Below are 17,471 nucleotides of genomic sequence, written 5' to 3' on the forward strand. Positions count from 1 at the left end.
ATGCGCGCTGCGACATCTTGCCTCGGCTTTCGCATTACACTCCCCACATTCTTTCGACCAGGCTCCGGGTAGCCCCGTGACGCCGGTCTCCTGCAGGTTCGTGAATGACCGACGATAAGCTACCGCCGATGAGTTCCAATCGCCCTTACCTGCTGAGGGCGATCTATGACTGGATCTCTGACAACAACCTCACGCCCTACGTGCTGGTGGATGCCGGCCGCGAAGGCGTGCGGGTGCCACCCCAGGTCGTGAAGAACGGCCAGGTGGTGTTGAACCTGGCCATGCGGGCGGTGGCCAACCTTGACCTGGGCAACGACTGGATCAGTTTCCAGGCCCGTTTCTCCGGGGTCAGCCACAACATCCATATCCCGGTGCAGGCGGTGCTGGCGCTTTATGCGCAGGAGAACGGGCAGGGCATGATGTTTCCGGCCGATGAGGGCGGGGACAATCCGCCGCCGTCCGATCCGGAAGACACGCCGCCGTCACCCGAAACCGATCAGGCGGGCGACAAGCCCAAGCGCAGCGCGCCCTTCCTGCGGGTCGTGAAATAAGTCCTGGCTGCCGCCTCAGTGCAGGCGGCTGTCCCGGCGCAGTCGGGGTTGCAACGGAATGACGTTGCTCTCCCCTGAAGGCGGCTCATGCTCGGTAAGCAGGCCCGGCAGGTGACTCTGTATGGTGGGCAGGCTCAGTCCCGTGAGGATGTGGCCTGACATCCAGAGTCGGCCCGGTTCGCGGTCGTCGCCATCGATGCTCACTTCGAACGCATAGCAACGCTCCCAGAACACGCGCCCGCTGGCGCGTCGCAGGCGCACGCTGCGCAACCCCACGCTCTCGTCGAGCAATTGCAGGCCATGCTGCCGGCATTGCTGGCGAGCTTCTTCGGCGGCCTGCTCGCGGGCTCGGCTCAGCTTCAGCCAGGTGCCGATGATCGCCAGAAGGACCAGCAGCAGGATCAGGTCGGGAAGTTCGCTCATGGAGCGAGAGTGTAGGCGGCGCGTGTGTCTTGCAAGGTGAAGGCGTGGCAATGGCCGGGCGAGAAAATGCACGTGCCGCCGAAGGCCGGGCGCATATCACTGGCCGGCCATGCGTGCCTGGGCGCGTTGGCCCCGGGCTTGGGGCGTCCGCCCCCAGCGGGGTGGATACCCGAACCCTGGAGCGTCAGTCCAGCTGCAACCGCAAGGACAGGTCGATGGCGCGCACGTGCTTGGTCAGCGCACCTACCGAGATGTAGTCCACGCCGGTGCTGGCGTACTCGGCGATCGTGCTCAGGTCTACGTTGCCGGAAATCTCCAGTTCAGCGCGGCCCTTGGCAATCGACACGGCTTCGCGCATCAAGGGGAGCGTGAAATTGTCCAGCATGATGCGGTCGACGCCGGCATCGAGCGCCTGCTGCAGCTCATCGAGGTTCTCCACCTCGATTTCCAGCAGCAACGACGGGTGCAACTTGCGAGCGGCTTCCGCCGCCGGACGGATGCCGCCAGCCGCGATGATGTGGTTTTCCTTCACCAGGATGGCGTCGTACAAACCCACCCGATGATTGTGGCCGCCGCCGCAACGTACCGCGTATTTCTGCGCCAGGCGGAGGCCGGGAACGGTCTTGCGCGTGTCGAGTACGCGCACTTCGGTGCCGGCCACTGCGGCGACATAAGCGGCCGTCTGGGTGGCTGTGCCCGACAGCAGCTGCAGGAAGTTGAGAGCGGAACGCTCGGCGCTCACCAGCGGGCGGGCGCGCCCGTGCAGGCGGCAGATAACGGAGCCTGCCTGGGCCCGATCGCCGTCGCGCAGCAACCATTCGATCTGGACATTCGGATCCAGTGTCGCGAAGCACGTGTTGAACCACTCGATACCGGCGATGACGGCATCTTCCCGGCAGGTAAGCGTGGCACTGGCGAGCGCGGTAGCAGGGAGCAGGTCGGCGGTGGCGTCGCCAGTGCCGATATCTTCGGCAAAGGCGCGCGCGACGTCCGCCCGGATCAGGTCGGACGCCGGTGGAACAAGGGCATGGGAAGTCATTCGATCGCCGGGTTGGTCGCCGAGGCAGGCTGGCTCAGGCGACCGACGATGGCATCCAGCGCGCGGTCGAACAGGGCCGTGGAATCGAGCACGCGTGCCGTGCCGCGGGCGAGTGCCTCGGCCAGCTCGTGCGGTGCATGGTCGGCGACCTTGAGGCCGCGACGGTTCACGAACAGATAGCGGCCGCTCATCGGGCTGATCCAGGAGAGCTTGGCGCGTTCGACGGTTTCCGGTCCGGTGGTGAACTCAAGCCAGGTGCCGGGCTTGAGCTCGGCGACGAGCAGCATTTCCGGGGTGTCGACCGCTGCCTCGACTTCGGGCTCGGAACGGGCCAGCTCCGCTTCGGATTCGGCGATCGGCTGGATGCTTTCGGGAATCGGCAGGCTGCTCGGTTCTTCGACGGCCTGGATCTCGGCTTCCGGCACGGCTTCGCCGAGCTGGTGACGGTAATAGGTGTGCAGCTGCGCCAGCAGGCGGTCGATGTCGCTTTCCTGGAAGGCGACATTGGCAAGGCCGCGGCGAAGGGCGCGCTCAATGCCAGGCAGCATCTGGCGCAGCGCACGACGCTCGTCCAGCGTGCGGGCCGGCTTGGTGCTGTCGATGAAATCGTTGGCGAAGCGCAGTGCGTCGCGGAACTCGGAGGATTCTTCGCCCTGGCGCAGGATGGTCAGCACCAGGTAGTTGGCCCATGCGCGCGAAAGCACGCCGTGGATCAGCGGCGGCAGCGTATGGCCGTCTATGCGGCTGAGAATTTCGCGGGCAGCACGACGGCGCGCCTGTTCCAGCTTCTCGCGGCCACGGGTGGATTCGGCCACGCGCTGCTCGGCCAGTTCCGCGCGGCGACGGCTGATGTCCTGGAATTCCTGCAGCTCGACGCACAGCCGTTCGAAAATGGTGATGTCGTCGTCGAAGTCCTGCAGGAGGCGATCGACGATGGACTTGACCTTGTCGTGCAGGCGGTGATCACGATCGGAATCCGCCGACCAGCCCTTGGCCGCGTCCGCCAGGTTGTCGAGCAACCGGCGCGCCGGGTGCTGGCGGTGCGCGAACAGCTTGCGGTCGATGATGGCGGCCTTGAGATACGGAATCTGCAGGCGCGCCAGCAAGACCTGCATCTCGGTGGGCAGGTTGCGGTCTTCGAGGATGAACTCGAACAGCATGCCGACGAGGTCGATGGTGTCCTCGTCGATGGTCGATACCTGGCTCGGCTTCTCGCCGCGCAGCGAGCCGATCTGGGCCAGCAGGTGCTCCTTGAGCTGCTGGACTTCGCCGGCCAGCTCCAGCGCGTTGCTGTTGCCGCCGCCGAGCGGAAGCTGCTGACTGATCGCCGCCTGGCTCTGCAGCACGCTCAATGCGCCGATGAGTTCATTGGCGCTGGGCATCTGCACGGCCCCGGCGGGGATGCGCATGGCGGTTGCCGGTGCGCCGCGACGGGCACTGAACAGGGTCTGCAGGGTCTGCAGCAGCTCACTCGACGCACTGCCGTCGTCTTCGGTGACGTAAGCGCCTTCCTGGGAAGCATCCATCCCCGGTGTTGCACCGCCAGTCCGGGCTCCGGCGCCGGCACCGCCGCTGCGCAGCACTTCGTGGCGTAGCTGCGGCAGGACGCCGGCACGAATCAATTCCGCGTTGATCTCCTGGTACAGCTCATCCAGCGAGGCCAGCACGTAGCGGTCGAACAACTTGTAGATGATGAGCTTGACGCGCATTTCCGCGTTGAGCTCGCGCATCGCCGAGCGGAACGCTTGCGACAGCGCAGCCGGCCCGATCGGGTTGGTGCCGTCCTCGATCTTCAGGCCACCGTAGATGACCGAGAGGCGCTGGTTCACGGCGAACAATTCGCGCGTCAGGCGCGTTTCGTTCTTGCCGATCATGCTGGTGATGGCCAGCGACTCTTCCAGCTCGTTGTCGGCCACCAGCGAGAGTTCGGCGGTGCCGACCGGCAACTGGATGCCATTGCCTGGCACGTTGCGCTGGTTGGTCGCGAAGTCGCTCAGCTCGCGGGATACGTGGGTGAGAAACGCGCGCTCGACGATCGGACGACGCTTGCGCACTTCGCGCATGCCGTCGAAGTAATGCATCTGCGCGGCGTTGTTCTCGGCCTTCTCGGCCAGGTCGAACAGGGCATCGTCGACATGCTCGAACATGCCGTTGATCAAGATCTGCAGGCGGCGACCCGCGACGTCCCGGACGTTGTTCAAAAGGGCGCCTCCGCGCTCACTGGACGGGTCCAGGCGCTGGGTCAGGCTGACGATGTTGGAAGGTTCACTGGCGTCTTTCATCGCCACACCCCTGAAGTGATGCCGACGTGCGTGCGGCCCGTTCCGACAATACGCATGCCTACAATACGTGAAAGCCGGCCGCGCTGTCATGCGCCGTTTCGATATATGTCGACGCGTTCACAGCAGCGCGCAGGAGCCTGCGATGGGCAAGGCTCCCGAAGGCTTCAGGCGGTGGCCGGGAAGTCCCGCAACTGGACGGTTCCGATGCCCTCTTCGGGAAGCATGACGGGGATACCGTCCTCGACCCGGTAGATCACCTTCCTGTCGGTGGTGATCAGGCCCTCGGAAAGGGCAGTCCGGACGGCTGTTCCGGCCACGGTCTGGACCTGACCGGCCGCGATGGCGGCGTTGAGGGCCTCCATCTCGTTACTGGTAAGGGGGCGGACCGGGACCTTGCTGACCGGGCAGCAGAGGATGTCGAGCAGGCGTTTATCCATGGATGAACGGGTTCGTGCCGAAACGCGGAAAGTCCGTACAATAACCCCTTTTGGACGGCTTGGGTCATGACCTCGACTTCCCTCGCGCCGCGCGTAGGCGTTGTGATGGGCTCCCGCTCGGACTGGGAAACCATGGAACACGCAGCCAACGTGTTGGCTGAACTGGGTGTTGCACACGAGGTGCGCGTGGTTTCGGCGCATCGCACGCCTGATCTGTTGTTCCAGTACGCCGATGAGGCGGTGGAGCGTGGCATCCAGGTGATTATCGCCGGCGCCGGCGGCGCGGCCCATCTGCCGGGCATGCTGGCGGCCAAGACGCGGCTCCCGGTGCTGGGCGTGCCGGTCCAGTCCAAGGCTCTCAATGGCATGGATTCGCTGCTGTCGATCGCACAGATGCCGGCCGGCATCCCGGTCGGCACCCTGGCGATCGGTCGCGCCGGTGCCGTGAATGCGGGTCTGCTGGCGGTTTCCGTGCTGGCGCTGCACGATCCCTCGCTGGCCAAGGCGCTCGACGCCTATCGCACTCGCCAGACGCAGAGCGTGCTCGATCATCCGGATCCGCGCGCGTGAGCAGCCGTCGTCAACCCGTACTCGGCATCCTCGGCGGCGGCCAGCTGGCCCGCATGCTGGCACTCGCCGGGGCGCCGCTCGGCGTAAAGAGCCTGGTGGTCGACAGTGCGGCCGATGCCTGTGCCGGCCAGGTCGCTCCTCTCGTGGTGGCGGACTGGACCGATTACGACGCGCTGGAGCACTTTGCGCGCGAAGTCGACGTGGTCACCTTCGATTTCGAGAACGTGCCGGCGGAGACCGCGCATTGGCTGGCCGAACGCGTGGCGGTCTTCCCGGCCCCGCGAGCGCTGGCGGTGGCGCAGGATCGCCTCGCCGAGAAAACCCTGTTCCGCGAATGCGGCCTGCACACGCCCGACTTCAAGGCCATCGATACCCGCGAGGATCTTGATAAGGCGCTTGCCACGATTGGTGCGCCCGCCATCCTCAAGACGCGCCGGCTCGGCTATGACGGCAAGGGCCAGTTCCGCATCAAGATGCTGGCCGATGCCGATGCGGCGTGGGCTGCGCTGGGCCCCCAGGCAGCCGCGCATGGCCTGATTCTCGAGGCCTTCGTGCCGTTCGACCGGGAGTTGTCGGTCATTGCGGTGCGGGCGCGCGATGGCGAGTTCCGCACGTGGCCGCTAACGCAGAACTGGCATACCGACGGCGTGCTGTCGTTGAGCCTGGCGCCGGCGCCGGATATTGCTTCGCTGCAGGAGCGCGCCACCCAGCTCGCGCGCACGCTCGCGGAGCGGCTGGAATATGTCGGCGTGTTTGCCCTGGAATTGTTCGTCAAGGATGGCGAGCTGCTGGGTAACGAGATGGCGCCGCGCGTGCACAACTCGGGTCACTGGACCATCGAGGGCGCGCTGACCAGCCAGTTCGAGAACCATGTGCGCGCCGTGCTTGGCCTGCCACTGGGTGACACCTCGGCCCGTGGCCTCTCGGCCATGTTCAACTGGATCGGCGAGTTGCCGGATGCGGCGCCGGTGCTCGAGACCGTGGATGCGCACTGGCACGACTACGGGAAGCAGCCGCGCGTGGGTCGCAAGGTGGGGCACGCTACCGTGTGCGCGCCAGGTGCGGGTCAGCTCGTTGAGCGTTTGAGTGGCATTGCCCATGCCCTGGGTCGTGACCAGCAGGCGGGACCGGCCGTGGGTGAGCTGGAAAAGAAGTAACGCGCAGTTCGCGTGGCCCTCCTTTGCAGGAGCGCACCCAGTGCGCGAAAAGCCTACGGAGAGGCGAAACCGATGTTCCGCGGTCGCGCACTGGGTGCGCTCCTACAAGAGCAGGGATGCCGCGCAAAAAAAAACGGGGCCGCAGGGCCCCGTTTTTTGATGATCGCAGGGATCAGGCCAGGTTCTTGGCCGCGAAGTCCCAGTTGACCAGGTTCCAGAACGCCTCGATGTACTTCGGGCGGGCGTTGCGGTAGTCGATGTAGTAGGCGTGTTCCCACACGTCGCAGGTCAGCAGCGGCTTGTCGCTGCCGGTGATCGGCGTGGCGGCGTTGGAGGTGTTGACGATGCCGAGCGAGCCGTCCGGGCGCTGCACCAGCCAGGTCCAGCCGGAGCCGAAGTTGCCCACGGCCGACTTGGTGAACTCTTCCTTGAACTTCTCCACCGAGCCGAAGGCCTTGGTGATGGCATCGGCCAGCTTGCCGGTCGGCTCCTTGCCGCCGTTCGGGCTGAGCGAGTGCCAGTAGAAGGTGTGGTTCCAGATCTGGGCGGCATTGTTGAACACGCCACCGGAGGACTTCTTGATGATGTCTTCCAGCGCGGCGTTCTCGAACTCGGTGCCCTTGATCAGGTTATTGAGGTTGGTCACATAGGCCTGGTGGTGCTTGCCATAGTGATACTCCAGCGTCTCCGCGGAGATATGCGGCTCGAGCGCGTTCTTTTCATAGGGCAGGGAAGGGAGTTCGATCGCCATGATATGGCTCCTGGGCGTTGGCTGAGGAAAGGGGTCGGGCGGGATGAGGCCGGGGGACCGGCTTCCGCTGCACGACTGATACACTACCGATCTGCATGCATTGTAATGATGAATGGCCTGAATTATGGACGTTAATGAGCGAATCAAGGCGGTGCTCGCCGAGCACGCCATCGTGCTCTTCATGAAGGGCACGCCGCAGTTCCCCATGTGCGGCTTTTCCAGCCGCGCCGCGCAGGCGTTGAAGGACGCCGGCGCGCAGTTCCATGCGGTGAACGTGCTGGCCGACCCGGAGGTGCGCGCAGCCTTGCCGCATTACGCGAACTGGCCGACATTTCCGCAGATCTTCATCCAGGGCGAACTGATCGGTGGCTGCGACATCATCGAGGACCTCAAGGCCTCCGGTGAGCTGACGCGCATGGCCGCCGACGTGGAAGGAGCTGGTTCCTGATGACGCTTCCTCTTGTTCGCCTGCCGCAGGACTGGACCCTGCCCGCAGGTTCGCTGGCCGATCGCGTAGTACTGGTGACGGGTGCCTATGGCGGCCTTGGCGCTGCCGTGGCACGCGCCGCTTCGCGCGCCGGCGCCACCGTGGTGATCACGGGTCGACGAAAGCGCCAGCTGGAGCAGCTTTACGATGCGATGGTGAGTGAAGGCCTGCCGGAACCGGTGATCCATCCGCTGGACATGGAAGCGGCGACGCCTCGCGATTACGAAGCACTGGCCGACGGCCTCGAGCGTGACTTCGGTCGCCTCGATGGCATCGTGCACGCGGCTGCGAGCTTCAACGGGCTCACGCCACTGGCGGTACACAAGCCGGATGACTGGTTGCGCGCGTTGCACGTCAACGTGTCTGCGCCGTTCGCGCTCACCCAGGCCTGCATGTCGCTGCTGACGAAGGCGCCGGACAGTGCCGCCGTGTTTGTCCTGGACGATCCCGAACTCATGCAGCGCGCGCACTGGGGCGGCTATGGCGTTTCAAAGGCGGCGCTGGAACGTTTCGTCGAGATCCTGCATCAGGAGACCGAGAAGACGACACTGCGCGCCCATGCGTTGCTGCCGGCACCGATGCGCACCACGCTGCGTCGTGCCGCCTATTTCGGCGAGGACACCACGATTCATCCGATGCCGGATGCCACGGCCGATGCAGTGATCTATCTGCTGGCCGGCCAGGCCGCTTCGGCCCGTGGCGCCACCCTCGATTTGCGAGCGCAAGCATGACCGTGTCGGAGCAGGGGTGACATGGAAGCGCAGATGACCACGCTGTCGGCGGCGATCCTGCTGTTCCTCATCATGGATCCGCTAGGCAACATCCCGATCTTCCTCAGCCTGTTGAAGGATGTGGCGCCCAAGCGCCGTCGCTACGTAATGGTGCGCGAGTTGCTCATTGCGCTCGCGGTGCTGCTGGGCTTTCTCATGGGTGGGCAGCTGATCCTCAAGCTGCTGCAGCTGCGGCAGGAATCGATCAGCATTGCCGGCGGCATCGTGCTGTTCCTCATCGGCATCCGCATGGTGTTTCCACCCGCTGATGGCGGCGGCATCTTCGGCAAGCCGGGCGAAGGTGAACCCTTCATCGTGCCCATGGCGATACCTGGCGTGGCCGGTCCCTCGGCCATGGCGGCGTTGCTGCTGCTGACCAATACACAGCCGGGGCGTACAGCCGATTGGGCGATTGCCCTACTTGGTGCGTGGCTCGCGACGGCAGTGATCCTGTTGTGCTCCACGTATCTGTTCCGCTGGCTCGGCGAAAGCGTGCTCACCGCGCTCGAGCGCGTGATGGGTATGTTGCTCATCGCACTGTCGGTGCAGATGTTCCTGGGTGGTGTGGCGGCTTATCTGCACTTAGCTATTTGATTGAATTGCGGCAAGTTGTCGTCATCGCCATCTTTCGATCCATTTCGCATAACCTTGCTGTCATAATCCGCTACCAGCATTTGGGGTAATTCCCAGGAGGCGGTCATGCTCAGTGTTGAACAGACCCTCACCGAACGTCTGCCATGGTTGGCGCACCATCCCCTGATCCGGCGGCAAGTGGCCGGCATGCTGGGCCGACTGGCCGACCAGGACGGCTTCAACCGTACGTTGAACGCCATCGGTGAGGCTGAAGGCTTCGACTTCGTCGAGCGCACCTTCGACTTGCTTGGGGTGAGCTATTACGCCAATCCCCGTGAGCGCGAGAACATTCCGGTTGAAGGCGGCGTACTGATCGTCGCCAACCATCCCCTTGGTATGGTCGACGCACTCGCCCTGCTGCAGCTGGTCGGCTCGGTGCGCAGCGATGTGCGCATTCTCGCCAACGACTGGCTGATGGCGATTCCCCAGCTGCACAAGCTGCTGTTGCCGGTGGACGTGTTCGGCAAGGGCGCGGCCTCGCGCATGCGTGACATCTACCGCGCGCTGGACAACGGCGAGGCGCTGATCGTATTCCCCGCGGGCGAGGTGTCGCGCATGCGGCCCGACGGCGTCCGCGATGGCCGCTGGTCCGACGGCTTCGCGCGGCTCGCCCAGCGCGGCCGCACGCCAGTGCTGCCCATCCACGTGGCAGCGCGCAATTCGGCCATGTTCTATGGCCTTTCGATGCTGGCCAAGCCGCTCAGCACGGCGATGCTGCCGCGCGAGGCCATTTCGCCGGTAAGTCGCCGCATTGGTTTCAGCATCGGTGCGTTGGTGAGCACTGATGAGCTGGAAGAGCACTCGGGCGGCTCCACCCAGCGGGCCGCCAAGCTCATGCGGCGCCACGTTTATCGCGTGGGACGCCATCGCGGATTGATCTTTGGCGGACAGGCACCGCTGGCGCACCCGGAACCGACCGAGCGCGTGGCCGCGGAGCTGCAGACCCAGGCCGAGAAACTGGCCGACCTCAACGACGGCAAGCAGGTGTACCTGTTCAAGGGAGCCTCGGACAGCGTCGTGCTGCGCGAGATCGGCCGCCTGCGTGAGCTCACCTTCCGCAAGGTGGGCGAGGGCACCGGTGCACGCCGCGACCTCGATGTGTACGACCCGCACTACGAGCACCTGGTGCTGTGGGATCCGAAAGCCTTGCGCATCGTCGGCTCCTACCGGTTCGGCCATGGCGGACACCTGATCGCCGAGCGCGGCATGTCCAGCCTGTATACCTCCAGCCTGTTCAACTATTCGCCGGCACTTGAATCACGGCTGGCGCAGGGCCTGGAGCTGGGGCGCAGCTTCATTGCGCCGGCCTATTGGCGTTCGCGCGCGCTGGACCAGTTGTGGCAGGGCATCGGCCTCTACCTGCAACGCCACCCGGAATTGCGCTACCTGTTCGGGCCGGTGAGCATGTCGGTCAGCATTCCGCGCGAAGCGCGCGAGTGGATCGCCGCCGCCCACCAGCACTACTTCGGTGCTCCGGGACTGGCCTCGGCGCGCCAGCCGTTCGTGGTTTCGCAGGACGTGATCGAACTGGTGCGGACGGCGCTCGAGGGTCTCGACCCGGCCGCAGGTCTCGGCAAGCTCAAGCATCATCTCGACGCCCTCGGTGTCAGCCTGCCCGTGCTGTATCGCCAGTACGTCGACCTCGTCGACCCGGAAGGCGTGCAGTTCCTCGATTTCGGCGAGGACCCCGGCTTCTCTGGTTGCGTCGATGGTCTGGTGATGCTCGATCTGGCGACCCTCAAGCCGGCCAAGCGCGCGCGCTATCTCGGCAAGTAATGATGGGGCCGACGTCGCCGCGCTGTTGGCGCGGCCCCTCTCTTTTTGCGGGGAAGCCGCGAGTTGTTTCGGGCTACCGTGATCGAACGGTAAATTTCCTGTAAAATACTTATGTGAGGCTTACGAGGCTGTCCCGTGCAAGGGGTGTTTCATCGCATAGGCCAGTAGCGTTCAACTGATTTCGTAAATTTATGCCCGATTTTTCGATCGGGCTTTTTTTACGCCCGGAGAAAACGTTTAAAATTACGTTAAACAGCATGAAATTGCGTTATTACACAAATAGTTGCGCATGTTCTTTCGATGCTTCGAAAGAAATTTCTGCCGGGTGGTAACCCCCAAATCCCCACCGCCGTCTGCTGCCGCGCCATTTGGGCTGGCTGCATACCTAAAACATTGAAACTCTGGAATTGACGATGATGAAACGAAACCATCTCTCCCTGGCGATTGCTGTCGTGTTCTGCATGGCCGCTGGCTCCGCCATGGCGCAGGACGCGGCAAGCCAGGCACAGCCGGCCGCCACCAAGGACACGACGCAGCAGCGCACCAGCGTGTCCAGCACCTCCAACACCACCAACTCCAACGACACCAAGCGCGTGCAGGAGCTGAACACGGTGACGGTGCAGGCGCAGAGCCTGTCGCTGGGCGGTGGCCTGATGTCGGTGCAGACGGCGCCGAAGGCGGTTTCGACCATCAGCCGCGACGCCATCGTGAAGGCGCCGCCGGGCAGCAACTTCACCCAGATGATCGGCAGCATCCCGGGCGTGAATGCCTCGACGGATGACGTGACTGGCCTGTCGGACGGCAACTATTCGATCCGCGGCTTCAACTCCAGCGAAATCGGCGTGACCGTCAACGGCGCCCCGATTACCGATACCGGCAGCTATGCGGTGTACGCCACCGAGTACGGCGACTCCGAGAACTACGGTGACATCACCGTGCTGCAGGGCATCCCCGACGTCGACATGCCGGACTCCGGCGCAGCCGGCGGCCACATCGCCTGGGCGACCATCGACCCCTCGCACACCGCGGGCGTGGACGTCACGCAGTCGCTGGGTTCGCATGACTACCGCCGCACCTTCGTGCGCCTCAACACCGGCGACACCGGTCCGGTGCGCTCGTGGCTGTCGTACTCCGACAACTCGGCCGACAAGTGGCGCGGCGCCGGCGACCTGAACGTGACCAAGGTCGAAGGCAAGTCGCTGTGGACGATCGACAGCAACAACTCGATCAGCGCTTCGCTGCAGTACAACCGCGAAGTGCGCAACGGCTACTACAGCCTGACCAAGTCGGACCTGGCCAAGCACGGCTATTTCTACGACTACGACACGACCTATACGCCGGGTGACAGCCAGTACTACCAGCTGCACAACAATCCGTTCCGCAACTACATGTTCAGCCTGGACGGCGAGTTCAAGCTCACCGATTCGCTGCGCCTGTCGGTGGTGCCGTACTTCCAGTACGGTGATGGCGGTGGCGGCACCGGCAGCTCGTACTTTGCCGAGACGACCAACTCGACGCAGAACCTGTACGAATCGGCCCATCAGGACCTGAACCAGGACGGCGCGATCGTCACCGGCCCGAACGGCAAGAAGGCGCTGGTGTATGGCTTCAACGCCAGCACCACGTATCGCCCGGGCGTGCTCGCCAAGTTCAACCAAGACCTGAGCATGGACAACTCGCTCGAGTACGGTTTCTGGTACGAGCGCGCTCGCCAGCAGCAGAACGACAAGTACAGCATGGCCAGCTACGCGACCGGCGTGCCGAACGACGTCTGGGGCGTCTCCAACTACGTGCTGTATCCCGATGGCCAGATCCAGAACGCCTACGAGGAATACACCACCACCGAGATCAAGAAGGGCTTCATCACCGATACGTGGACGCCGAACGACCAATGGCTGCTCACGGCCGGCCTGGCGTACCTGCACGTGGAGCGTACGGGCTTTGCCTATGAGAACCCGGGTTCGACCGGTGGTTACGCCGCTGGCTTCGGCAGCGACGACCTCAACGGCACGTACCACAAGTTCACCCCGGCGGTCGGCGTGAAGTTCTCGCCGAACGAGAACAGCCAGATCTACTACGGCATCGGTGAAACCTACCGCGCGCCGCCGAATGGCGCCGTGTTCCTCAACCAGATCACCGGCACGGCAGCGAACAAGCCGGAGTCGGCGTGGAACAACGACCTGGGCTACCGCTACTACAACGATCGCTTCTCGGCGAACGTGATGCTGTACCACAGCAACTTCAACAACAAGACCATCTCGGCGAAGGATCAGCTGACAGGCGAGCCGGTGTACACGCAGATTGCCCGCGTGAGGCAGCAGGGCTTTGCTGCTGAAGCCAGCTTCAACATCACCGAGGCATGGAAGGTCTACGGTCAGTACACCTTCACCGACGCCACGGTGCAGAGCGACCTCAACGCCGGCAAGAACAAGGCCGGCCAGTACGTGTACTACCCGACCGATGGCAAGACGCTGTTCAACACGCCGCGCAACATCGGCTACCTGCAGCTGAGCTACGACCAGGGCCCGCTGTGGGCGAGCATCTACGGCAACTACCACAGCTCCATGTACGGCGACTTCATGAACACCGAGAAGGTCGGTGGTTACACGACCTTCGGCTTCAATGCCGGCTACCGCTTCAGCGACTTCTCCAGCTGGTTCCGTCAGCCGTACGTCAAGCTCAACGTGTCGAACATCGGCGATCGCCACGCGCTCACCAATGCCGGCAACGCAGCCGCGTTCCTGGCCAACAACAGTGCCGGCTACGTCGGTCCGGACGGCAAGCCGCTGGCGACGTCCGCTCCGTACTACTCGTTGCTGGAACCGCGCACCTTCATGGTGACGGTGGGCGCCTCGTTCTTCTGATACGAAGCCACCCTCGCAAGACCACGACCGGCGCCGAAAGGCGCCGGTTTTTTTTGGCCCAAGGCCGCCCAGTCATGTGCAATAACTTACGAATTTCGCAGGAAGGCATCGCAAGTTATGTGAGGAATTCGTCAATAAGTTACGAATTTGTAATATTATGCCCCTACATTCGTCGTGATGAGTCCAGGCCGGCGGCTTCGAGAAAGCTCCCCGGGACGCATCAAATACTTCAGGGAATCAGCCACTTAAGACGGTGGCGGAGGGGCATGGGACTCCTCTGTGCTGGTCCCATGCCTTTTTTTGCGAATCTCTTAGGGGTCGAATCTCGATGAACCATTCTTTGCGTAGCAAGCTCTTGCCGGTAGCGATCGCCGCTCTGCTGGCCACCGCGCCGGTGATGGCGCAGGACACCTCCTCGTCGATCAGCGGTCGCGTGGTGGACGCCAACGGCCAGCCGGTTGCTGGCGCCACCGTGCAGATCGTGCATGAGCCTTCGGGCACCACCAAGTCCACCACCACCGACGCGGCTGGCCGCTACTCGGCGCAGGGCCTGCGCGTGGGCGGTCCGTTCGACGTGACCGCCTCCAAGGACGGCGGCAAGGTCGAGCAGGAAAACGTCTATCTGCAGCTGGCCTCCGACACCGCGATCAATCTGACCATAGGCGCCGGCCAGGCGGCCGTGCAGAACCTAGGCGGCGTGACGGTCTCGGCCAACACCCTGGCGCAGACGTTCAACTCGGACAACAAGGGCCTGTCGACCAACCTCTCGCGTCGCGAGTTGGAGGCCACGCCGACCCCGAATCGCTCGATCCAGGACGTGGTGCGCCTTGATCCGCGCGTGACCATCACCGACCGCGATCGCGGCCAGATTTCCGCGCTGGGCCAGAACTTCCGCTACAACAACATCACCATCGACACGGTGAGCGCGGGCGACCCGTTCGGCCTGGAAGACAACGGCCTGGCCAGCGTCGGCACGCCGATCTCGCAGGACACGATCGAGGAATACAACATCTCGACCGCCAACTATGACGTCTCCGCCCGTCGCGGCGTGGGCGCCAACGTCAACGCGGTCACCAAGAGCGGTACCAACGACTTCCACGGCTCGGTGTACTACACCTACCAGAACACCAACGACATGGTGGGCGAGCTGAAGAACGCCAACGGCCAGAGCTCCAAGTACAACGGTTTCGACCGCAACTGGACCTCGGGTTTCACCTTCGGCGGTCCGATCCTCAAGGACAAGCTGTTCTTCTTTGCTTCGTATGAAGAGTCCAAGAAGGTCGGCGTGGGGTCGAGCTATGGTCCCAGCGATTCGGACTACACCAACACCGTGCAGGGCCTGACCCAGGCGCAGGTGGATTCGATCATCTCGCAGGCGCAGAAGCTCGGCCTGACGCCGGGCAACTACACTGACAAGTTCGACCTGACCGACAAGCGCTACCTGGTCAAGCTGGACTGGAACATCTCGTCCAATCATCGCGCCAGCTTCCGCTTCAACCAGACCAAGGAAGTGCAGCCGATCGCCACGGCCAGCGCCGTCGGCTATCTGAACCTGAGCAGCAACTGGTACTCGAAGAACCGCGACAGCAAGAGCTATACGGTGAACTTCTTCGATGACTGGACCGACAAGTTCTCCACCGAGTCGGCCATCTCGTACGCCAGCTATGACCAGGCCCGCGCGGCGCTGGTGGGTGGCGACCAGCCGTACATCCAGATCTACCCGAACAACGACGCTACCGGCGGCACCAACGTGGCCATCGGCACCGAGCCGAGCAGCCAGGTCAATGCGCTGAGCGTGAAGTCGTGGAATGCCTACTTCGCCGGCACCGTGTACCTGGGCGACCACACGCTGAAGGGCGGCGTGGACTACGAGCGCGACCAATACTACAACGCCTTCCTGCAGCGCTACTTCGGCTCCTACCAGTTCAACCTGGCCAGCTGGCCCAGCGGCTCCTGGTACAACTACCAGATGAAGCGTCCGGTCAATGGCTATTCGCTGGACGATGTGGCGGCGCGCTACACGCTGAACCAGTACGGCATCTTCCTGCAGGATACCTGGCAGGTCACCGATCGCCTGTCGCTGCAGTATGGCGTACGCGTGGATATTCCGATCACCGACGACCAGCCGCTGCTGAACCCGTGCTTCGCTGCGGCCCCGGGCAAGGCCTTTACCGCCTACCAGGCTGACGGCAAGACTCCGGCGTGCGTGGCCTCCAAGGGCGGCTTCGGTTACGCCAACAACACCCGCGTCAGCGGCAACCGAGTGGTGGAGCCGCGCCTGTCGTTCAACTACCAGTTCGACACCGAGCGTATGACCCAGCTGCGCGGCGGCGCAGGCTTGTTCATCGCGAATAACCCGAGCGTGTGGCTCTCCAACGCCTACGCAAACAATGGCTACAACGTCGGCACCTGGAACATCACCGACAGCAAGAGCGGCCTGCCGGGCACCGTGCTGACTAACATCGGCACCAAGCCGGCGCCGTCGTACGATCCGAATAACCCGATCATCCCGGGCAACTCGACCACGCTGGGCTCCTCCTCGGCGAAGATGGCGGTGGATACGGTCGATCCAAGCTTTAAGCAGCCGACCGTATGGAAGATGAACCTCGCGCTTGACCGCGAACTGCCCTGGATGGGCATCGTGGGCTCGGTGGAGTGGATTCACCTGCAGGTGCGTGACGCGATCTTCTACAAGAACATCAACATCGGCGCGCCGACGGGCTTGTCGCAGGACGGTCGCAACCTGTACTGGAGTGCCAACGTCAAGGGCACCACAGGCACGGCAAGTTCGAACGGCCTGAGCTCCAGCAATGAGCGCGCCAACGCCAACCCGGCGTTCGATCGTGCCACCACCCTGCTGACCAACAGCCACAAGGGCAGCTCGGACAACGTCACGCTGTCGTTCAAGAAGGCGTTCGCGAACGAATGGTTCGGCATGGTCGGCTTCAGCTGGAACCGTGCGACCGACGTGAACCCGGGTTCGTCGAGTGTGGCCAACTCCAACTACACCAATAACGTCTGGGTCAATCCGAACGAGGACAAGGCCACTACCTCGGCGTACTCGGTTCCGTACCGTGTGATCGCCTCGCTGAGCTGGCAGCATCGCTTCTTCGGCGACTACGCCACCACCGTGAGCGCGATGTACGACGGCCACTCAGGCTCGCCGTACAGCTGGACCTTCGGCAATGATATCAACGGCGACGGCTACGCTCGCGATCTGGTCTATATCCCGAAGTCGGTGGACGATGTGAAGTGGGCAGCTGCGGTGACCAACCAGATGAAGCAGCAGTTCATGGACTACATCAACAACGACGACTACCTACGCAAGCACAAGGGTGAGATCGCCGGCCGTAACGCGGACCGTGCCGCGTGGATCAGTCAGCTCGACCTGTCGTTCCGCCAGGAAATCCCTGGTCTGTTCGACGGCAATAAGGGCATCATTTCGCTGGACATCTACAACTTCACCAACATGCTCAACAAGCGTTGGGGCGTGGAGCGTCGCGCGACCTTCCCGGGCGTGCGCAACTTGGCTGACGTGAGTGGCATCGACTCGAACGGCAACTACTACTACGACATCTCCGGCAAGAACTACAAGGACAAGGGCGGCAACTACGCGCCGAACGCGTCCCCGCTGCCGGTGAACGAGTCGCTGAACCCGTCCCAGCGCTGGTCCGCCATGCTGAGTGTGAAGTACACGTTCTGATTCCGTCGTAAAACCTTGCAAGCCAGCC

14 protein-coding genes are annotated in these 17,471 nt (G+C 63.6%); 9 read left to right on the top strand and 5 right to left on the bottom strand.

Annotation, left to right across the window (positions count from 1 at the left end; translation table 11 throughout):
* Positions 1-104 precede the first annotated feature (104 nt).
* Positions 105-551: a ClpXP protease specificity-enhancing factor gene (locus EPB08_RS04365; protein WP_229238207.1), complete on the top strand. Its 447-nt coding sequence runs from the start codon at positions 105-107 to the stop codon at positions 549-551.
* 15 nt (positions 552-566) lie between these two features.
* On the opposite strand, the gene EPB08_RS04370 is transcribed toward EPB08_RS04365, so the two are convergent.
* The 4 genes from EPB08_RS04370 to EPB08_RS04385 all read right to left on the bottom strand — a co-directional run bounded on the left by EPB08_RS04370 (position 567) and on the right by EPB08_RS04385 (position 4,732).
* The gene (locus tag EPB08_RS04370; protein ID WP_130617799.1) at positions 567-974 is read right to left on the bottom strand and encodes a DUF3301 domain-containing protein; all 408 of its coding nucleotides are present in this window, start codon (positions 972-974) and stop codon (positions 567-569) included.
* Positions 975-1,158: 184 nt separating this feature from the next.
* Entirely contained in the window at positions 1,159-2,013 is an 855-nt protein-coding gene (nadC, locus tag EPB08_RS04375; RefSeq protein ID WP_130617800.1) for a carboxylating nicotinate-nucleotide diphosphorylase, read from the bottom strand.
* Complete coding sequence (locus EPB08_RS04380) at positions 2,010-4,295, bottom strand: DUF1631 domain-containing protein (RefSeq protein WP_130617801.1); 2,286 nt, start codon at positions 4,293-4,295, stop codon at positions 2,010-2,012. The genes nadC and EPB08_RS04380 overlap by 4 nt, the downstream gene beginning before the upstream one ends.
* 164 nt (positions 4,296-4,459) lie before the next feature.
* The gene (locus tag EPB08_RS04385) at positions 4,460-4,732 is read right to left on the bottom strand and encodes a Trm112 family protein (RefSeq protein WP_130617802.1); all 273 of its coding nucleotides are present in this window, start codon (positions 4,730-4,732) and stop codon (positions 4,460-4,462) included.
* 66 nt (positions 4,733-4,798) lie between these two features.
* Here EPB08_RS04385 and purE point away from each other — a divergent pair, with 66 nt between their 5' ends.
* Entirely contained in the window at positions 4,799-5,302 is a 504-nt protein-coding gene (gene purE, locus EPB08_RS04390) for a 5-(carboxyamino)imidazole ribonucleotide mutase (protein ID WP_130617803.1), read from the top strand.
* Positions 5,299-6,459, top strand: coding sequence for a 5-(carboxyamino)imidazole ribonucleotide synthase (locus tag EPB08_RS04395; RefSeq protein ID WP_130617804.1), 1,161 nt, complete (start codon positions 5,299-5,301; stop codon positions 6,457-6,459). Before purE ends, EPB08_RS04395 begins: the two co-directional genes overlap by 4 nt.
* A gap of 172 nt (positions 6,460-6,631) precedes the next feature.
* Here the strand turns inward: EPB08_RS04395 and sodB are convergent, their stop codons facing one another.
* Positions 6,632-7,210 (bottom strand): superoxide dismutase [Fe], encoded by a 579-nt coding sequence (sodB, locus tag EPB08_RS04400; protein ID WP_130617805.1) that lies wholly within the window; start codon positions 7,208-7,210, stop codon positions 6,632-6,634.
* 124 nt (positions 7,211-7,334) lie between these two features.
* On the opposite strand from sodB, the gene grxD reads away from it, so the two are divergent.
* From grxD to EPB08_RS04430, 6 genes are all read left to right on the top strand, one after another.
* On the top strand, positions 7,335-7,658 hold the full coding sequence (gene grxD / locus EPB08_RS04405) for a Grx4 family monothiol glutaredoxin (protein WP_130617806.1): 324 nt from the start codon (positions 7,335-7,337) through the stop codon (positions 7,656-7,658).
* A complete protein-coding gene (locus EPB08_RS04410; RefSeq protein ID WP_130617807.1) occupies positions 7,658-8,428 on the top strand; it encodes an SDR family NAD(P)-dependent oxidoreductase in 771 nt (256 codons plus the stop codon). The genes grxD and EPB08_RS04410 overlap by 1 nt, the downstream gene beginning before the upstream one ends.
* A gap of 33 nt (positions 8,429-8,461) precedes the next feature.
* Entirely contained in the window at positions 8,462-9,061 is a 600-nt protein-coding gene (locus tag EPB08_RS04415) for a YhgN family NAAT transporter (RefSeq protein ID WP_130617918.1), read from the top strand.
* A gap of 105 nt (positions 9,062-9,166) precedes the next feature.
* Positions 9,167-10,876: a bifunctional ornithine lipid synthase OlsF gene (gene olsF / locus EPB08_RS04420; protein WP_130617808.1), complete on the top strand. Its 1,710-nt coding sequence runs from the start codon at positions 9,167-9,169 to the stop codon at positions 10,874-10,876.
* A 413-nt stretch (positions 10,877-11,289) separates the two neighbouring features.
* A complete protein-coding gene (locus tag EPB08_RS04425) occupies positions 11,290-13,740 on the top strand; it encodes a TonB-dependent receptor (RefSeq protein ID WP_229238208.1) in 2,451 nt (816 codons plus the stop codon).
* A gap of 328 nt (positions 13,741-14,068) precedes the next feature.
* Positions 14,069-17,443, top strand: a complete 3,375-nt coding sequence (locus EPB08_RS04430; RefSeq protein WP_130617809.1) for a TonB-dependent receptor — start codon at positions 14,069-14,071, stop codon at positions 17,441-17,443.
* Positions 17,444-17,471 lie beyond the last annotated feature (28 nt).

Source organism: Dyella amyloliquefaciens (genome assembly GCF_004296575.1).
Lineage (GTDB): Bacteria > Pseudomonadota > Gammaproteobacteria > Xanthomonadales > Rhodanobacteraceae > Dyella > Dyella amyloliquefaciens.